General features: G+C 59.6%; 18 protein-coding genes. 14 read left to right on the forward strand and 4 right to left on the reverse strand.

Annotated features, from left to right (window positions below; translation table 11 throughout):
• Positions 1-106 precede the first annotated feature (106 nt).
• On the reverse strand, positions 107-1,156 hold the full coding sequence (gene queA, locus ACR3FC_RS03050; protein WP_480473350.1) for a tRNA preQ1(34) S-adenosylmethionine ribosyltransferase-isomerase QueA: 1,050 nt from the start codon (positions 1,154-1,156) through the stop codon (positions 107-109).
• A 42-nt stretch (positions 1,157-1,198) separates the two neighbouring features.
• On the reverse strand, positions 1,199-4,582 hold the full coding sequence (locus ACR3FC_RS03055) for a YhdP family protein (RefSeq protein ID WP_480473351.1): 3,384 nt from the start codon (positions 4,580-4,582) through the stop codon (positions 1,199-1,201).
• 68 nt (positions 4,583-4,650) lie between these two features.
• On the opposite strand from ACR3FC_RS03055, the gene ACR3FC_RS03060 reads away from it, so the two are divergent.
• The 7 genes from ACR3FC_RS03060 to ACR3FC_RS03090 all read left to right on the forward strand — a co-directional run bounded on the left by ACR3FC_RS03060 (position 4,651) and on the right by ACR3FC_RS03090 (position 10,688).
• Complete coding sequence (locus ACR3FC_RS03060) at positions 4,651-5,112, forward strand: peroxiredoxin (RefSeq protein WP_480473352.1); 462 nt, start codon at positions 4,651-4,653, stop codon at positions 5,110-5,112.
• Between the two features lie 89 nt (positions 5,113-5,201).
• The gene (locus ACR3FC_RS03065) at positions 5,202-6,020 is read left to right on the forward strand and encodes a ferritin-like domain-containing protein (protein WP_480476777.1); all 819 of its coding nucleotides are present in this window, start codon (positions 5,202-5,204) and stop codon (positions 6,018-6,020) included.
• A gap of 173 nt (positions 6,021-6,193) precedes the next feature.
• Positions 6,194-7,525: a DUF5930 domain-containing protein gene (locus ACR3FC_RS03070; RefSeq protein ID WP_480473353.1), complete on the forward strand. Its 1,332-nt coding sequence runs from the start codon at positions 6,194-6,196 to the stop codon at positions 7,523-7,525.
• Positions 7,515-8,015, forward strand: coding sequence for a bactofilin family protein (locus ACR3FC_RS03075; protein ID WP_209596778.1), 501 nt, complete (start codon positions 7,515-7,517; stop codon positions 8,013-8,015). Before ACR3FC_RS03070 ends, ACR3FC_RS03075 begins: the two co-directional genes overlap by 11 nt.
• 118 nt (positions 8,016-8,133) lie before the next feature.
• Positions 8,134-8,955, forward strand: coding sequence for a M90 family metallopeptidase (locus ACR3FC_RS03080; protein ID WP_480473354.1), 822 nt, complete (start codon positions 8,134-8,136; stop codon positions 8,953-8,955).
• 102 nt (positions 8,956-9,057) lie between these two features.
• A complete protein-coding gene (aqpZ, locus tag ACR3FC_RS03085) occupies positions 9,058-9,747 on the forward strand; it encodes an aquaporin Z (protein ID WP_480473355.1) in 690 nt (229 codons plus the stop codon).
• 98 nt (positions 9,748-9,845) lie between these two features.
• Entirely contained in the window at positions 9,846-10,688 is an 843-nt protein-coding gene (locus tag ACR3FC_RS03090) for an alpha/beta fold hydrolase (RefSeq protein ID WP_480473356.1), read from the forward strand.
• A gap of 41 nt (positions 10,689-10,729) precedes the next feature.
• Here ACR3FC_RS03090 and ACR3FC_RS03095 read toward each other — a convergent pair whose 3' ends face one another.
• Positions 10,730-11,287, reverse strand: coding sequence for a peptidylprolyl isomerase (locus tag ACR3FC_RS03095; RefSeq protein WP_480473357.1), 558 nt, complete (start codon positions 11,285-11,287; stop codon positions 10,730-10,732).
• A complete protein-coding gene (locus ACR3FC_RS03100; protein WP_209503601.1) occupies positions 11,280-11,786 on the reverse strand; it encodes a peptidylprolyl isomerase in 507 nt (168 codons plus the stop codon). The genes ACR3FC_RS03095 and ACR3FC_RS03100 overlap by 8 nt, the downstream gene beginning before the upstream one ends.
• A 133-nt stretch (positions 11,787-11,919) precedes the next feature.
• Between ACR3FC_RS03100 and ACR3FC_RS03105 the strand changes: the two genes are divergently transcribed.
• The 7 genes from ACR3FC_RS03105 to ACR3FC_RS03135 all read left to right on the forward strand — a co-directional run bounded on the left by ACR3FC_RS03105 (position 11,920) and on the right by ACR3FC_RS03135 (position 18,228).
• Complete coding sequence (locus ACR3FC_RS03105; RefSeq protein WP_480473358.1) at positions 11,920-13,110, forward strand: phosphoglycerate kinase; 1,191 nt, start codon at positions 11,920-11,922, stop codon at positions 13,108-13,110.
• A gap of 72 nt (positions 13,111-13,182) precedes the next feature.
• The gene (locus ACR3FC_RS03110) at positions 13,183-13,527 is read left to right on the forward strand and encodes a lysozyme inhibitor LprI family protein (protein WP_480473359.1); all 345 of its coding nucleotides are present in this window, start codon (positions 13,183-13,185) and stop codon (positions 13,525-13,527) included.
• A gap of 141 nt (positions 13,528-13,668) precedes the next feature.
• Entirely contained in the window at positions 13,669-13,968 is a 300-nt protein-coding gene (locus ACR3FC_RS03115; protein WP_209503595.1) for an FtsB family cell division protein, read from the forward strand.
• A 159-nt stretch (positions 13,969-14,127) separates the two neighbouring features.
• Entirely contained in the window at positions 14,128-15,117 is a 990-nt protein-coding gene (gene pdhA, locus ACR3FC_RS03120) for a pyruvate dehydrogenase (acetyl-transferring) E1 component subunit alpha (protein ID WP_209503593.1), read from the forward strand.
• Between the two features lie 15 nt (positions 15,118-15,132).
• Positions 15,133-16,506 carry a pyruvate dehydrogenase complex E1 component subunit beta gene (locus ACR3FC_RS03125; protein ID WP_480473360.1) on the forward strand — a complete coding sequence of 458 codons (1,374 nt, stop codon included), beginning with the start codon at positions 15,133-15,135 and terminating at the stop codon, positions 16,504-16,506.
• Positions 16,507-16,520: 14 nt separating this feature from the next.
• Positions 16,521-17,834 (forward strand): pyruvate dehydrogenase complex dihydrolipoamide acetyltransferase, encoded by a 1,314-nt coding sequence (locus tag ACR3FC_RS03130; RefSeq protein ID WP_480473361.1) that lies wholly within the window; start codon positions 16,521-16,523, stop codon positions 17,832-17,834.
• Positions 17,835-17,922: 88 nt separating this feature from the next.
• Positions 17,923-18,228 carry a hypothetical protein gene (locus ACR3FC_RS03135; RefSeq protein WP_480473362.1) on the forward strand — a complete coding sequence of 102 codons (306 nt, stop codon included), beginning with the start codon at positions 17,923-17,925 and terminating at the stop codon, positions 18,226-18,228.
• Positions 18,229-18,230 lie beyond the last annotated feature (2 nt).

The raw sequence follows: 18,230 nt of genomic DNA on the forward strand, positions 1-18,230 counted from the left end.
GGGCCTCCGATAGGTGCCAAGCTGGTTTGAGTTTTGTTCTGCGATCAAAGACCGCTTCCATCGCGCTTGTCTACGACATTCCCTGTCGGTGATGCCGTATGCGCGCCTATCCGGGGATCAAAAGCGACGCATCGCCATAAGAAAAGAAACGGTATTTCTGCGCGATGGCATGGGCGTAAACCTCGCGCATCCGGTCCTGACCCATCAACGCCGAAACCAGCATCAACAACGTGGATTTCGGCAGATGAAAATTTGTCATCAGCGCATCGGTCACGTGAAACCGGAAACCGGGATAGATGAAGATATCGGTGTCACCTTCCCACGGTTCGATCGTGCCCGAACGCGCAGCACTTTCGATCAGGCGCAAGGCGGTGGTGCCCACCGGGATGACACGCCCGCCCGCAGCTTTTGTCGCCTGTATCTCGGCAACAGCCTCGGCGCTGACCTGCCCCCATTCGGCGTGCATCTTGTGGGTTGTCACATCCTCGACCTTGACCGGCAGGAAGGTTCCGGCGCCAACATGCAGGGTCACATGTGTGACGGCGACACCCCGTTTCGACAAAGCCTGCATCAGGGCATCGTCAAAATGCAACGAGGCGGTCGGGGCTGCCACCGCACCGGACCTGCGGGCCCAGATGGTCTGATAATCCGTCTTGTCCTGCTCGTCCGCCGGACGTTTGGCGGCGATATAGGGCGGCAGCGGCATCGCACCGGCCTGATCCAGCGCCTTGTCGAAATCCTGACCACTGAGATTGAAGCGCAAGTAGGCCTGCCCGTCTTCCACCCGATCCAGCGTCGCGCTCAGATCGGCCGAAAACACGATCTCTTCCCCCGGCTTCACTTTCTTCAATGGCTTGATCAGCGCAGACCAGGTGCCATCGGCCTGCGGGTCCAGCAGAGTGGCCTCGACCCCGGCGGAAACCGGGCCTTGCGCGCTGTCTCTGTGGCGCCGCCCGTTCAGGCGCGCCGGGATAACGCGCGTGTCGTTCAGCACCAGCCGGTCGCCCGGCCGCAGGAAATCGGGCAGGTCGAACACGTGGCTGTCCACTGTGGCACCCCCCCGCGCCACAAGAAGGCGCGCAGAGGATCGCGGGCTGGCAGGCCGCGTGGCAATCAGGTCGTCGGGCAGGTCGAAATCAAAATCGCTGAGCTTCATGACCGCGCCTTACAACCCCACAAAAGATTCGGCCATATCCCGTCAGCGGTCACTGGGAGGAGAACCAAATGTCGGTTTCGGCTCGTCAGGTTCCACCGGCGCAGCATTGGGGCCGTCCGAGACCTTTGGCGCAGGCTGACGCAACAGATCACGCAAAAACAAGGGCGCCAGACCGGACAGAGGGTTCACCGCGACTTTGGGCGAGGATATCGGCCCGGTCAGCGTGTAATTGAATCCGATAACACCTTCTCCCTTGCGGGTAAACACGCTGCCAACGGCATTGAGAAGGTAAATCGGTGAAATCGCCCCCCGCAGGTTCAGCAGGCTGTTCACGGTGTCGATTGTTCCATCAAACGAAAGCCCCATTGACGGGCCAACAGCGCTGCCACTCAGCACTTTGATGTCGGTGGGCGATATCCTCATGCGGCTGTCAATCGCCGAAAAGAAGATCCCCTGCCCGGCCATCTCGTCCAACAGGCCAACAAGGCTGATCGCGTTCAGGATCGCGGCCATGGCCGGGGCATCGGTGATCCGGGTATTAACGATTTTCAGGATGACGTCGTAACTGCCGGGCTCAGCCACCGGTTCAAGCTTGAGGTCCAGATCACCGCCACGCGCCTGTGTCAGAACGCCGGCCGATCGCAAAACGGCCCCCGCGTCTTTCGACGTTAGGTCAACGGCGCTTCGATTTCCCCGTGGGGTCACTTGACCGGCAACAGCCGCTCCGCCGTTCACCCGCGCTGTGAAAGTGCCATTTACGCCACCGGTCGTCTGGAACGCACCCCGGAAACCTGTCAGCGCAACAGTTTCGGTGACCTGAAGACGGTCCAATGTTACGTCCAGTTTTGGTCCGGCATCTCCGCCTCCGCCCGATCCGCCGCTTTCCCCGAAGTTTGCACGCCCCATGTTCAGCACACCGCCTAAGACGCGGATATCCGGGACAGCAGCCCCCCGCCCGATCAGTTCCGCCGGAACCGCCAGCCAGTCCCCCAGATCGAACGAGCTGAACTGGACACGGTCATATTCACCGTTTTCGTGAAAGGAAATGGATGCGGTTGTGCGCAGTCCCGCTGCATTGATCCGCAGGTCGTCCACTTTCAGCTGCGCGCCCAACGTCGCGTCCGCAGTCAGTGATCCTGTGGTGTTTGCCTCTTTGCGCCAGCCGAGTTCAGGGATGGCTAGCGCCACGCCCTGAAGGTCCGAAACAACAGACAGTTTCGGAGGAGCCCCAGCGCCCAGACCCAGCGTAATATCAGCAACCCCTTTGCCCGTCAGCATCCCCGGCGGCAGGCCAGCCTTGATCTCATCCATCAGACGCGGGGACAGTTCGATCTGGCCGGTGAAGGTGCTGCGCTGTTCGGTTTCGCCGTCAATGGGCTGCTGCCAAAGCGCCTCAAGCGGAACATCGCCGAACTGACCCAGTCCCTGAATCTGGACGCCCGACTGATTGCCGGAAATATCCAGCATCGGGGCACTTATGGAAAATCCCGGCACCAGACGGTCACTGGACAGATTGGCCAGCGTTCCGTTGAAGTGAAATTCGGTATCCTGAAACTTCAGCTCTTTTATCAACGGCAAGGACAGCGTTCCGGTCAATGCAACCGTGCCTTTGGCAACTTCAACGGGCAACCCCGCCTTGCTCAGCAATTCCAGCGGCGGCCGGTCCAGCAGCGACAACGCAGAAGTCACGCTGCCCTTTGCCTGAATACGGGCGATGCCGGGTGCGGATTTCTTGATATCCGTGTCAGGTATGATGAAGGACGTCCCCGCCGCATCCACACTCCCCCCGTCATCGGCGACCACCATCCCCTGCTGCGCGGTGACCGTAAACCGGCTGTCGATCAGACTGGCCTGACCCTGTGCATCTTCGATCGGCGGCAGCGTCTTGGCAAAGCGAACTTTGGCCTGCTCGAACCCAAAATCAAGATACAGATCCGGTTTGGAACCGGGTTCCAGACGCAGGGCAAAATCCATGTCCGACAAAACCCCCCGATAGAGATTTTCCGTCACCCATTCCCGTGGCTTGGGTGCCAGGCGCTCGGGCCAGTAGCTCAGAACATTGTCCGAGCTCATCTGATCCAGATGGGCATCCAGCGCCACAGCCCAGCCATCTGCACGTCCGTGCAAAACACCAAAGGCGCGCACGGTGTGGCCCGGATCCTCGATGGTCATCTGGCCAAGGCGCAACTGGAACGGGTTGAACGCCATCTTGAAATCCAGGCTGGCGCGCGACAGCTGAATCGGCTCCGGGAACAGGTTCGCCGGGTTCACATTGATCCCGGACAAGCGCAACTGTGTCTCCAGACTGTCCAGCACACCATCCTCAGCCCCTTGCAGAAACGCCTTTCCATCGGCCTGAACTGTGCCCCAGGCCGACACCACCGATACCTCATTGAAGTCCAGCATCTGGGCTTTCGGGTCATAGGTGAAATATGTACGGGCAGATTCGAACGGGACAGGGCGTGTTTCCGGGTTGGGCTGCACCGCCCCGGCCCCCAGATTGAGGGTTGCGAACACGGTTCCTGTTGCCCCGTTTTCATCGACACTGCCCCGCAAAGCCCCTGAAATCGGTGCGCGCAGAACCTGCAACCAGGCAAGGGCCGGGCTTTGGCCTGCTATATCCTCGGCCGGAAGATCGGTGACCGAGATGCCAAAGCTGGCGGCAGGCGTGCCCAGTACGCTGGTATAGTTGGCCTCGATACTGCTGACATAGTCACGCCCCGACAGAACCGAAAACCCGGTTGCAAGCCGCACTTCGTTATCACTGCGGTTCGCCTGAATATGCCCACCGTCCAGAACCCACGACCGCCCCTGCCGCAGGTCGCGGTAATCCAGCGTAATCGCATCAAGTTCGACCGAGGTCAGCGCCGACAGTATCGGAGATTGAAAGACCTCGTCCGAGGTCTCGATCAGCTGTGCAAGGTCCGGCGCTTCCTGAACCGGCGCGCTGCCCGATCCCACGGTCAGGGTCAGCGCCCCGTCCTGATCGCGGGTCATGGCGATCTGCGCGCCACTCAGAATGATGCGCTTGGGCCGGACCTGACCGCGCAGCAAGGGGCGCATGGCCAGGCTGGCGCGCATATCGGATACCTGCGCAATCTGCTGGCCCGCCGCGTCACTGATGGCAACATCGGTCAGCCGCAGACGGGGTCGCCAGCCTTCGTGAATGATGAAACTGACGTCTCCAAACCGGATTTGCAGCCCGCCCAGCGCCCGTTCCAGCCGGGCTTCGACCCTATCGCGCAGCCAGACCGGCGCGTGCATTCTCTGTCCCACGACCATGAAACCGGTAAACATCGCCAGAAGCACCAGCACGATGGCCCCACGCATAGCCCACAGACCAGCGGTGCGGCGGCGCGACCGACGGCGCACGGGCTTGCCCGGTTTTGCTTCGTCGTCTTCGTGCTGCTTCAATTTGCTATCCACGCCTTCCAACCCGCACGCGTTGCCCTATGATGAAGGGCAGCCTTTAAAAACCTTTAGCGGAGTTTCCAATGCCCGACGTTTCAGACATCGCCCCCGACTTCACTTTGCCGCGCGACGGCGGTGGCGAGGTGACGCTTTCGGCGTTGCGCGGTGGCACCGTGGTTTTGTTCTTCTATCCCCGTGATGATACGCCGGGCTGCACCAAGGAATCCATCGGTTTCTCAGAGCAGCTTCAGGCGTTTACCGAGGCAGGGGCTCACGTTTTCGGCATTTCGCGGGACAGCGTCGCTAAGCATGACAAGTTTGTCGCCAAACACGGGCTGACCACTCCGCTCTTGTCGGACGAAGGCTCGACCGTCTGCGAGGACTATGGCGTATGGGTTGAAAAGAACATGTATGGCCGGAAATCAATGGGGATTGAGCGATCGACCTTTGTCATTGATAGCGAGGGCCGCATTGCCAAGGTCTGGCGCAAGGTCAAGGTGCCCGGCCACGTGGATGAGGTGCTGGAAGCGGTGAAGGCGCTCTAAGCCCCCCTCGACCTGCCGCGCCATCCGGTCTATCACCCGCGCTGACATGCCAAAGGCGGAGCAACCCGGTGCCCAAAACACTGACACAGATGGCGACAGAGGTTCTGACAACAGCGGACGGGCGGGCCAAAACCGCCCTGTCCAAAGCCCATGCCGCCGCGTGGTTTGCCTCCCGCAAGGCCGAAGGTGAGCCGATCGAGATCGGCACCGCATCACCGCCCTTGTCCCCCGCGCGCCCGGACAAGCCCGAGCTGTTGTCCCCGCGTGAGGTACCCAAACGAAAACCGGGTACCGAAGCCGGGCGCATTGCCCTGCTGCACGCGGTTGCCCATATCGAGCTGAACGCCGTCGATCTGCACTGGGACATCATCGCGCGCTTTGGCCATGTACCCATGCCCATCGGGTTCTATGATGACTGGGTGAAATGCGCCGAAGAAGAATCGCGCCATTTCGAGATGGTCTGCGATTGTCTGGAACAGATGGGCAGCCACTATGGTGCCCTGCCCGCCCATGCTGGCATGTGGCGCGCCGCCGAAGATACTGCCGAAGATCTGATGGGTCGGCTGGCCGTTGTGCCTATGGTGCTTGAGGCGCGTGGGCTGGACGTGACGCCCGGCATGATCGAGATATTCCGCAAGGCCAAGGCCGCGCAGGCCATCGCCGCGCTCGAAGTGATATATGCCGAAGAGGTCGGCCACGTCGCTTACGGCTCAAAATGGTTCCACTTCCTGTGTGGCCGCGAAAACGCCGACCCCAAGGATGTGTTTCACGCGCTGGTCCGGCGGTACTTCCACGGTGTTCTCAAGCCCCCCTTCAACGAAGAAAAACGGGCCGAAGCCGGGTTGCCCCCCGATTTCTACTGGCCCCTGACCGAAGACCTGCCTGCGCCCGGAGACCTCTCGAACTGACACTTTTGCGTTATTTTCGGCAAAATCTCGCCGATCTTTGCGGGATTTCAGCGCCATTTGCACCTGATTGGTCAACAAACTTGCCCGAACGCCGCTGCCGCTTTATGCAATCGGCCCAAGGGACGGCAGGCACTCACGACCGGTTCCGATCTTGGGGATGAAAGGTGGGACGCGTGCGAACACGTCTGGCAATAAAACTGCACTCACTGCTTGAGAAACATTTCCCGGAACGCCGGGTCTTTCTGAAATCCGACACAGACACGAAATTTATCCGGCTCAGTTCGGAAACTCAGGTCGTCGCAGTGGCCGGAGTTGCCGTCATGGTCGGGTGGACAGCGGTTGCAACAGCCATACTGCTGATGGACAGCATCGGGGCCGGGAATTTCCGGGAACAGGCAAAGCGCGATCAGGCCATCTATCAGGAACGCCTGAACACTCTGTCGGCAGAACGCGATGCCCGTGCGCATGAGGCGCTGGCCGCTCAGGACCGGTTCAATGCCGCGCTGGACCAGATTTCCGCGATGCAGTCGGAACTGCTGGCCTCGGAAAACCGTCGCCGCGAGCTTGAGACAGGTATCGATGTCATTCAGACGACATTGCGCACCACGATGAAACAGCGCGAAGAGGCGCGCTCAGAGCTGGCCCAATTGAAACAGGACACCAGCGGCTCCGATATGTATGCCGCGGTTTCCAGCGCCCCGGTACAGATGGCCTTTATGACCGACGCTTTGGCGCGGACCGCCAAAGAACGCGACCTGATCGCCACCAACGCCCTGGACGCGCTGGAACAGCGGGACGATCTGGAACTGGAAATCCGTCTGATGCAGGAACGCAGCGACGAGATTTTCCGCCAGCTGGAAGAGGCGATGGTCATTTCAGTCGAACCTCTGGACAAGATGTTCCGAGAGGCCGGAATGCCGACAGATCGCATCATCGAAGAGGTCCGGCGCGGATATAGCGGTATGGGCGGTCCGCTGACCCCTTTATCCCTTAGCACACGCGGCGAAGAAGAAGAGCTTTCGCCCGAAGAAGTGCGCGCGAACACGTTGCTGCGCCAGATGGATCAGCTGAACCTGTACCGAATTGCAGCGGAAAAGGCCCCCTTCGCCAGCCCGGTCAAAAGCGCGTTTCGCTTTACCAGCGGATATGGTCGCCGCCGCGACCCAAAAACCGGCGGTAGCCGGATGCACAACGGCACGGATTTTGCCGCAGCAACGGGCACCGATATCTTTGCGACCGCTGATGGCGTGGTCACGCATGCCGGTTGGCAATCAGGCTTCGGACGCCTTGTGAAAATCAAGCACGCGTTCGGAATTGAGACACTTTATGCTCATAACACCAAGATCAACGTAAAGGTCGGCCAAAGGGTCTCGCGCGGGGATCATATTGCTGATATGGGTAACACCGGACGGTCCACCGGCACGCATCTGCACTACGAGGTGCGCGTGAACGGAAATCCCGTAAACCCAATGACTTACATCAAGGCTGCGAAAAATGTTTTCTAAAAGCAAAATCAACGAGCCCGCACCCAAAGCACCTGAGGCGGCCAAACCTGCCGCTCCGGCGACCCCAGCGGCTCCTGCTCCGGCTGACGCGAAACCTGCAATGGCACCCAAACCCAAGCCGCCGGCCTCGGTTCTGTCCTCGGATCTGCACATCACCGGCAACATCAAGACCAGCGGTGACATTCAGGTGGAAGGCACTGTCGAAGGCGACATCCGCGCCCATTTGCTGACCATTGGTGAATCGGCAACGATCAAGGGCGAAGTCACCGCAGATGACGTTGTGATCAACGGTCGTATCGTTGGCCGCGTACGTGGCCTCAAGGTTCGCCTGACCTCGACCGCCCGTGTCGAAGGCGACATCATCCACAAGACCATCGCCATTGAAAGCGGCGCGCATTTCGAAGGCTCGGTTCAGCGTCAGGACGATCCCCTGAACCCCGGCCGCAGCGCCAAAGCCGGATCGAACCCGGCGGCAGAAGTCAAACAGTAAGCAGACTGCACTTCATGTCAGGGCGCCGTGGGGAAACCCGTGGCGTCATTTCTTTTGAGTGTCCGGATGATCCGGGATTCCCGTTTTCGTCCCTTTCTGATCGCGCTACAGTCGATCCATGTTGCTTTTTCTGACGGTTGTCGCGCTGATCGCTGGCGCTGCGGCCTTTCACTTCTGGTCGAAACGACAAACCCGCCTGACCTTGCTGGCCAAGTCGCTGTCCCAGCACCAGCGCGATATTGTGAACGCTCAGGTGCCGATTATCCAGAAGCTGCCCAAAGACTTGCGCGGGGCGCTGGAAGGAAAGATCAACCTGTTTCTTGATCAGGTCGATTTCGTCGGCTGCGACGGGCTGGACGTCACCGAAGATATGCAGGTGTCGATTGCCGCGCAAGCCTGTCTGCTCGTGGTGAATACAGACCAGTGGTATGACAACCTGACGACCATTCTGGTTTACCCCGGTGCCTTCAAATCAAAACAGCGCCGCCACAGTGGCTATGTCGTCACCGAACAGGAAATCATCCGCAGCGGGGAAAGCTGGAACCGCGGCCCCGTGATCCTGTCCTGGGCCCACAGCCAGCGCGGTGCCCTGAATGATCACGATGGTCGGAACGTCGTCTTTCACGAGTTCGCGCACCAGCTTGATGACCTCTCGGGCGCAACCAATGGTGTTCCCGTGCTCAGCAATGACCAAAGCTTTGGCGAGTGGGAAACCGCCTTTCTGAACGGTTACAAGACACATGTTCACGCCGTGGAAAATGGGAAACCCACAGTGATCGATCCCTACGGCGCGGAAGGGCACGAAGAATTCTTTGCCGTTTCGGTCGAGGTGTTCTTTGAACGACCACATGCGCTGAAATCCTCTGACCCGGCAATCTATGAACAGCTGTCAAAGCTTTTTCATCTTGATCCCGCTCAATGGCACAGGGGTCAGTTCTGACCCGATTGAGGTAGCGTCGAAAAAAATTCCCCGTTCGCAACAATTTAACATAAGCTAATTCTTGAATTACGGTTAACCTCATTATTGGGCGGAGGATTTTCTATGTCATCGAAACTACTTGCCGAGTTCTTCGGCACGTTCTGGTTGGTTCTGGGGGGCTGCGGCAGTGCCGTTCTGGCGGCAGGCGTAGCTGATGTGGGCATCGGTTGGCTTGGTGTTTCCTTTGCCTTTGGCCTTACCGTTTTGACGATGGCTTACACAGTTGGCCCAATCTCGGGCGGGCATTTCAACCCGGCCGTCAGTTTGGGTCTGATGATTGGCGGACGGTTTCCGGCCAAAGACCTTCTGCCCTACTGGGTCGCACAGGTCGTTGGCGCAATCGCTGCCGCAGTGGTTCTGTACCTGATCGTCAGCGGGGCACCCGATTTCGCAGGTGTCGGAGGGTTCGCGTCAAACGGGTATGGTGAGGCCTCGCCGCAGGGATATTCGTTGATGTCGGCTTTGATCATCGAAATCGTGATGACGGCTTTCTTCATTTTGATCATTCTGGGCGCGACGTCGGAAAAGGCACCCGCCGGGTTCGCTCCGATTGCCATCGGTCTGGCGCTGACCCTGATCCACCTGATCTCAATCCCGGTGACGAATACCTCCGTCAACCCGGCGCGCTCAACCGGCGTTGCCCTGTTTGCCGACGGCCCGGCTCTGGCTCAGCTCTGGCTGTTCTGGGTGGCCCCCCTGATTGGCGGCGCAATCGGCGCTTTGATATGGAAAGCAATGTCCTCGGATGACTGATCCGCGCGGGAAAGGTAGTTATCCCGTTTTCTGAAAAACACGGTATCCTTCCGCCCAACCTGGCTTGGTCACAGCCTTTAATTCAACGGGAGGATACAATGAAGACATTTTCCATAGCACTTTTCCTAAGCTGCGCTGCGACGGCAGGCTGGGCCGAAGACAAATGGCTGAGCATCCCGCAAGCCCCCCAGATGCCCGCCGCCACCGAAGCGGGCACGGCAGAGATCAACGGCATCGACATGTATTACGCCACGTATGGCGATGCGGGCGGCACCCCGGTTCTGATGATCCACGGCGGGCTTGCCCATGCCGATGTCTGGGCTGCGCAGGTTGCCGACCTGTCGCAGGACCACAGGGTGATTGTGGCGGATACGCGCGGGCATGGACGATCCACAAACGATGGCAGCCCTTATTCTTACGCGTTGTTGTCGCAGGATTATCTGGCGCTTCTGGATCATCTGGGGGTCGATCAGGTGCATCTGGTCGGCTGGTCCGATGGGGCAAATATCGGGTATTCAATCTCGACCACCAACCCGGATCGGCTGGCCAGTCACTTTGCCCATGCAGGCAATGTCACGCTGGACGGGATCGATCCTTCGGTGGAAACCAACGAGGTGTTTGGCACTTACATGGGCATGATGGCCCAAGATTATGCGGCCATGTCCCCCACTCCTGACGGGTTCGAGGCATTTCTTGGTGGGGTTGCCGCCATGTGGGGCACCGAAAAACCCGGTGGGCTCGGGGCGCTGTCATCGATCACCGTCCCGACACTCGTGGTTCAAAGCGCACATGACGAGGCCATTCTGATGGCGCATTCGCAAGCAATTGCTGACGCGATCCCCGAAGCCAAATTGCTTGTTCTGGAAGATGTCAGCCACTTCGCATCTTTTCAGGATCCCGGTGGCTATACCCGTGCCATCCGTGATTTCATCGACCAATAGGCCAAAGAAAAAGCCCGGCGCTTGAGCCGGGCTAAATCATCTTATTCGGTAACAGTGACTTTTTTCATCATATCCGGTGCACCGATGATCGCACCATTCTGACCTTCGCCCCGCTTGATCGCGTCGACTACATCCATACCGTCGGTCACCTGACCAACCACGGTATACTGGCCGTCCAGAAACGGGCCGGGGGCGAACATGATGAAGAACTGCGAGTTGGCCGAATCCGGATCGCTGGACCGGGCCATGCCGACCACACCCCTGTCAAAACTCACGTCCGAGAACTCGGCCGGCAGGTCCGCGCGATCAGACCCGCCGCGCCCGGCATAACGCATGTCGAAGCCGTCCGCGCCCGAGTTGCCGTATTGCACGTCGCCGGTCTGCGCCATGAAGCCATCGATCACGCGGTGAAACACGACGCCATCGTACTGACCTTCAGCAGCCAGAGCGGTGATCTGTTCCACATGCTGGGGTGCCACATCTTCGAACAGGTCGATCGAGATTGTGCCATTGGCCCCTTCCCCTTCGACCTCGATCTGCAAACCGCTGGCCAGCGCCGGGCTTGCCAGCAAGGCAAAAGCCGCAGCCAGTTTATGCATCTGCGGCCACCTTGACGCTGATCATGCGGTCCGGGCTCGCAGGCGGCTCACCGCGTACGATGGCGTCCACATGCTCCATCCCGTCGATGACCCGGCCATAGACCGTGTACTGACCGTTCAGGAAGTGATTGTCCTTGAAGTTGATGAAGAACTGCGAGTTGGCCGAATCCGGGTTCTGAGAGCGCGCCGCGCCCAGCGTGCCGCGATCATGGGGCAGCTTGGAAAATTCTGCCGGAACATTCGGCAGCGACGAACCGCCGGTGCCCGCCATGCGCAGGTTGAACCCGTCTTCCATATCGCCATGCTGCACGTCGCCGGTTTGCGCCATGAAACCGTCGATCACACGGTGAAACGCCACGTTGTCATATTCACCGCCACGGGCCAGTTCCTTCATCCGCGCACTGTGCAGAGGCGCTACATCCGGCAGCAGCTCGATGACGACATTGCCGCCTTTCAGCTCGATGATGATTGTGTTTTCGGGGTCTTTGATCTCGGCCATGAGGCCCTCCTGTCGTTTATCTTGCGCAAATACCTATGACGCACGCGTGCGAATGCCAAGTGACGCATTGACCTGAGGGCAAAATGCAGGAAAAGAACCGCCTAAATCGGTTGCCAATGACAAGGATCGCACAATGGGCTGGAAAACACTGGACGATATGGACCTGAACGGCAAACGCGTGCTGGTGCGTGTGGATATCAACGTGCCCGTGGTTGACGGTGTTGTGACCGACGCCACCCGTATCCAAAGGATCGTCCCTTCGGTGCGCGATATTCTGGCCGCTGGTGGCAAACCGATCCTTCTGGCCCATTTTGGCCGTCCCGGTGGCGAACGGCGTGAAAGCCTGTCACTGAAACAACTGGTCCCGACTTTGGAAAGCGCTTTTGGCGCAAAGGTTCTGTTTGCTGCCGATTGCGTCGGGGCCGAGGCGGAACTGGCCGCCAGTGCCTTGCAACCCGGCCAGGTCCTGTTGCTCGAAAACACGCGCTTTCACGCAGCCGAAACCAAGAATGACGCCGATCTGGCCGCTGGGATGGCCAAGCTGGGCGATGTCTATTGCAACGATGCGTTTTCAGCCGCGCACCGCGCCCACAGCTCGACCGAGGCTATCGCCCGTCTGCTGCCGGCCTGTGCGGGCCGTCTGATGCAGGCTGAGTTGCAGGCGCTGGAAAGCGCGCTGGGTGCACCCAAGCGCCCGGTAACGGCGGTTGTTGGCGGCGCCAAGGTCTCGACCAAGCTGGAACTGCTGGGTAACCTGATCGACAAGGTCGATTATCTGGTGATCGGTGGTGGTATGGCGAACACATTCCTTGTCGCCCAAGGCATCAGCGTTGGCAAATCTCTGGCTGAAACCGCAATGAAGGACACCGCCGCCGAAATTCTGGCCAAGGCCGAAAGCTCGGGCTGCCAGATCGTCCTGCCGCTTGATGTTGTGGTGGCTGAAAAATTCGAGGCCAACGCACCCCACAAAGTTCTGCCCGCCGATCAATGCCCTGTGGATGGCATGATCCTGGACGCGGGCCCTGAAAGCATCGCCGCGATTACCGCGATTTTCGACAAAAGCCAAACCCTGATCTGGAACGGCCCGCTGGGCGCGTTCGAGCTGGAGCCGTTCGACGCGGCCACCAATGCCGCGGCCCTGAAAGCCGCAGCCCTCAGCCGTTCGGGTCAGCTGATTTCGGTCGCGGGTGGCGGTGACACGGTTGCGGCGCTGAACGCGTCGGGTGCGGCCAAGGATTTCACCTATATCTCGACCGCAGGTGGTGCGTTCCTTGAATGGATGGAAGGCAAAACCCTGCCGGGTGTCGCTGCGCTGGAACACTAAGCGACGCTCACCGCATTTGGCCGCTTGTCACGGTTCATGGTATTATCCCCTATTTGAACGGGGGATTATGTCATGAGGTCATTATACCTGCTCGTCCTTCTTGCAATGCCGTGGCCTGCAACAGCACAATCCAGTTGCGGTGGCCAGACACAGCTTGACGCAAATTTCTGTGCCAAGGAGCAATGGGAAGCCGTTGACCGCAACCTCAACCGGTTATGGAAACAGATCAAGCCGGTCGCTGATGCACGTGGCAACGGCGATGCCCTTCTGACGGAACAACGTGCGTGGCTAAAGACACGGGACGCCACTTGCGACAAGGAACTGTCCGGCGGCGGCAGCGCTGCGCCCATGTTCTACTGGACCTGTATGAAAGAGCAGACGCTTGCAAGAAATCAGCAGCTTCAGTCCTGGCGCTGAGCTTTAACCGGGACGCACACGAAATACTGATGAAAAAACCGAATCAGGGGATTCACAACCCGAATCGCCTGTGACATAGTGCGATCAGAGGCTCGGAAAGAGCCCGTTATTGAGGCAAGTTTTCATACGGCGGTAAACAGAGTGTCCCGTTCCCATCGGCCCGGTTTGGGTGCAGTTCTCTTCTTCTCGGTGGCTTTCATGCTGGGTGTGTATTTCACCTTCGCCGCCGTTCAGGGGGATTACGGCCTGTTCCGGCGGGTCGAAATTGCGGCGGAACGGGACGCTCTGTCACGCAGTCTGGAAAAACTGAATGTCGAAATCGCCGAGATGGAAAACCTGACACGGCGTCTGTCCGACACCTATCTGGATCTGGACCTGCTGGATCAGCAGGCGCGCTCGGTTCTGGGCATGATCCGGTCGGACGAAATTGTGATCCGCTGATCAACGACCCTTTTCAGAAAAGGCAACTCAGGCCCGGCGTTTCGGCCAGGATGCGCCGTGCCGAACGCTGCGTCACATTTCCCCTCGCCAGAAAGCCTCAAATGCTTTATGAGATAGTTTAACGCTAAACTATCTGTCCGAAAGGGGGAGATCGCCACGATGGCTGCGCGAAAAACCACAAAGAAACCAAATGTTTCTGCGGAAGAACTCCAGACATACTACCGCGAGATGCTGCTGATCCGCCGATTCGAGGAAAAGGCCGGTCAGCTTTATGGCATGGGCCTGATCGGCGGGTTCTGCCACCTTTATATCGGACAAGAGGCCGTTGTTGTCGGGCTTGAGGCCGCTGCAGAGGAAGGCGACAAGCGCATCACCTCGTATCGCGACCACGGTCACATGCTGGCCTGTGGCATGGATCCGGGCGGCGTGATGGCCGAACTGACCGGGCGCATCGGTGGCCTGTCCAAGGGCAAGGGCGGCTCGATGCACATGTTCTCGAAAGAAAAGCATTTCTACGGCGGGCATGGTATCGTCGGCGCGCAGGTTCCGCTGGGCGCGGGGCTGGCTTTTGCTGACAAGTACAAGGAAAACGGCCGCGTTACCTTCACCTATTTCGGGGACGGTGCCGCGAACCAGGGTCAGGTGTATGAGACCTTCAACATGGCGGCCATCTGGGGCTTGCCGGTGATTTTCGTGATCGAGAACAACCAATACGCCATGGGCACCGCTCAGTCCCGTTCGACCTCGACCAAAGACATCTTCCATCGCGGCGAAGCGTTCGGCATTCCGGGCGAGATCGTCAACGGCATGGATGTGCTGGCGGTCAAGGAAGCAGGCGAAAAGGCTGTCGCGCACTGCCGCGCGGGCAAAGGCCCCTATATCCTGGAAATCAAGACCTACCGCTATCGCGGCCACTCGATGTCCGACCCGGCCAAGTACCGGACCCGCGAAGAGGTTCAGAAGGTCCGCGAACAAAGCGACCCGATCGAACACGTGCGCGAGTTGCTGCTGACCGGAAAGCACGCGACCGAGGATGACCTGAAAGCGATCGACAAGGAAATCAAGGAGATCGTCAATCAGGCCGCCGAATTCTCGAAAGAAAGCCCCGAGCCTTCGGTCGAAGAGCTCTGGACTGATATTTACGCCTGAGAGGACGAATAAGACATGGCAACCGAAATTCTCATGCCCGCCCTTTCCCCCACGATGGAAGAGGGCACGCTGGCCAAATGGCTGGTCAAGGAAGGCGACACCGTATCCTCGGGCGATATCCTGGCCGAGATTGAAACCGACAAGGCAACAATGGAATTCGAGGCCGTCGATGAAGGCATCGTTGGCAAGATCCTGATCACTGAGGGCACCGAAGGGGTCAAGGTGAACACCCCCATCGCGGTGCTGGTCGAAGAAGGCGAAGACGCCTCAGCCCTGCCCGCAGCAGCCCCCGCAGCCGCAGCGGCGCCCGAGGCCACCCCCACAGCAACCGCGGCCCCGGCTCCTGCCGCAGCAGCCCCCGCTGCTCCGGCGGTGGACCTGTCACCCGACTGGCCCGCGGATGCTGAGATGAAGTCCGAAACCGTGCGCGAAGCCTTGCGCGATGCAATGGCCGAGGAAATGCGCGGCGATGAAAACGTCTATCTGATGGGCGAGGAAGTCGCCGAATATCAGGGGGCCTATAAAATCTCGCAGGGCCTGCTGGATGAATTTGGCTCCAAACGCGTGATCGACACCCCGATCACCGAACACGGGTTTGCCGGTATCGCGGTGGGTTCGGCCTTCGGCGGTCTGAAACCGATTGTCGAATTCATGACCTTCAACTTCGCCATGCAGGCGATTGACCAGATCATCAACTCTGCGGCCAAAACGCTCTATATGTCCGGTGGTCAGATGGGGTGCCCCATCGTGTTCCGGGGGCCCAATGGGGCCGCGGCCCGCGTGGCCGCACAGCACAGCCAGGACTATGCCGCGTGGTACATGCAGATCCCCGGTCTGAAGGTCGTCATGCCCTATTCGGCTGCTGATGCCAAAGGTCTGCTGAAATCGGCCATCCGCGATCCCAACCCGGTTGTGTTCCTGGAAAACGAAATCCTCTACGGTCGCTCTTTCGAAGTGCCGCAGGTGGATGACCTGACCATTCCGCTGGGCAAGGCCCGCATCTGGCGCGAGGGCTCGGACGTGACCATCGTCAGCTTTGGCATCGGCATGCAATACGCGCTGGAAGCCGCCGACAAGCTAGCCGAAGATGGTATCAGCGCCGAAGTGATCGACCTGCGCACCATCCGCCCGATGGACACTGGCGCCATCATCAACTCGGTGATGAAGACCAACCGTCTGGTGACAGTGGAAGAAGGCTGGCCGCAGGGGTCCGTCGGCAGCTACATCAGCTCGGTCGTGATGCAGGAGGCGTTTGATTACCTCGACGCACCGGTCATCAACTGCACCGGCAAGGACGTTCCGATGCCCTATGCCGCCAATCTCGAAAAGCTGGCCCTGATCACCACCGATGAGGTGATCGCCGCCGTCAAACAAGTGACCTACCGGTAAGGAGCGACAGACAGATGCCTACAGAAATTCTGATGCCCGCCCTGTCCCCGACGATGGAGGAAGGCACGCTCGCCAAATGGCTGGTCAAGGAAGGCGACACCGTCTCCTCCGGTGACCTGCTGGCCGAGATCGAAACCGACAAGGCCACGATGGAGTTCGAGGCCGTTGACGAAGGCACCATCGGCAAGATCCTGATCCCCGAGGGCACCGAAGGGGTCAAGGTCAACACCGCCATCGCGGTTCTGCTGGAAGACGGCGAAAGCACCGATGACATTGGCACGGCCCCGGCTGCAGCCACGGCGGCTGCCCCCGCAGCCGTCGCGGGCAACGAGGCTGCCGCGCCAGCGGCACCCGAGGCGGCCGCCCCTGCCCCGGCCGCTCCGGCCAAGGCTGATGGTGGTCGGATTTTTGCCTCGCCTCTGGCCCGCCGGATTGCTGCGCAAAAAGGTCTCGACCTGACGCAGATTGCCGGTTCCGGCCCGCATGGTCGCATCGTCAAGGTTGATGTTGAAGGCGCAACTGCCACCGCTCCGGCAGCAGCTCCTGCCACTGCTCCCGCCGCCGCCGCGCCCGCAGCTGCCCCAGCAGCTCCGTCTGGTCCATCGGCGGATATGGTCGCGCGGATGTACGAAGGCCGCCCGTACGAGGAAATCAAGCTCGACGGTATGCGCAAAACCATCGCCGCACGTCTGGGCGAGGCCAAACAGACCATCCCGCATTTCTACCTGCGCCGCGATATCAAGCTCGATGCGCTGCTGAAATTCCGTGGTCAGTTGAACAAGCAGTTGGAAGGCCGCGGCGTCAAGCTTAGCGTCAATGACTTCATCATCAAGGCTGTCGCCAACGCGTTGCAGCAGGTTCCGGCTTGTAATGCCGTCTGGGCAGGTGACCGGGTGCTGCAACTGAAACCGTCAGATGTGGCTGTTGCTGTCGCAATCGAAGGCGGGTTGTTCACGCCGGTCCTGCAAGATGCTGACATGAAATCCCTGTCAGCCCTTTCGACCGAGATGAAAGACCTTGCCGCCCGCGCACGCGAACGCAAGCTGGCTCCGCATGAATATCAGGGCGGCACCTTTGCCATCTCGAACCTGGGCATGTTCGGCATCGACAATTTCGACGCCATCGTGAACCCGCCCCATGCCGGTATTCTGGCCGTCGGCACCGGCGTCAAGAAACCGGTTGTCGGGGATGATGGCGAGCTGACCGTGGCAACGGTGATGTCTGTCACCATGTCCGTTGATCACCGGGTCATCGACGGCGCGCTGGGGGCCGAGCTGCTCAAGGCCATTGTCGACAATCTGGAAAACCCGATGGTCATGTTGGCCTGATCACAATAAACGCCCTCGCCAGAAAGCATCTCTGGCGAGGGCACATTTTTTATGGCGCTGAATTGAGCCCCCGTGATCGGCGAACCGATTGCCCGACACGGGCGCCATCCCCACCTTCTTCCTGCGGATGCTGAACGAAGAAAGGTGCGCGATGTTCCTACGATCCCTGATCCAAATCCTGTTCGTCTTTGTACTCCTCGCGGGGGCGGCACCTGATGCGGTATCCGCAAAGCCCAACAGCTATCCCGGTGAGAATTCAAAGTTCAATTCGAACGATCCCGCCGTCATCGCGCGCCAGAAAGCCGAGCAAAAACAGCGCAGGGAAATGCGCAGGCAAAAGCGGGAAGACAGGCGTCGCGAGCGGTTGGAAAGGCGCAACAACCGCTCGGACTGAAA

The organism is Ruegeria sp. AF3 (assembly GCF_056536285.1).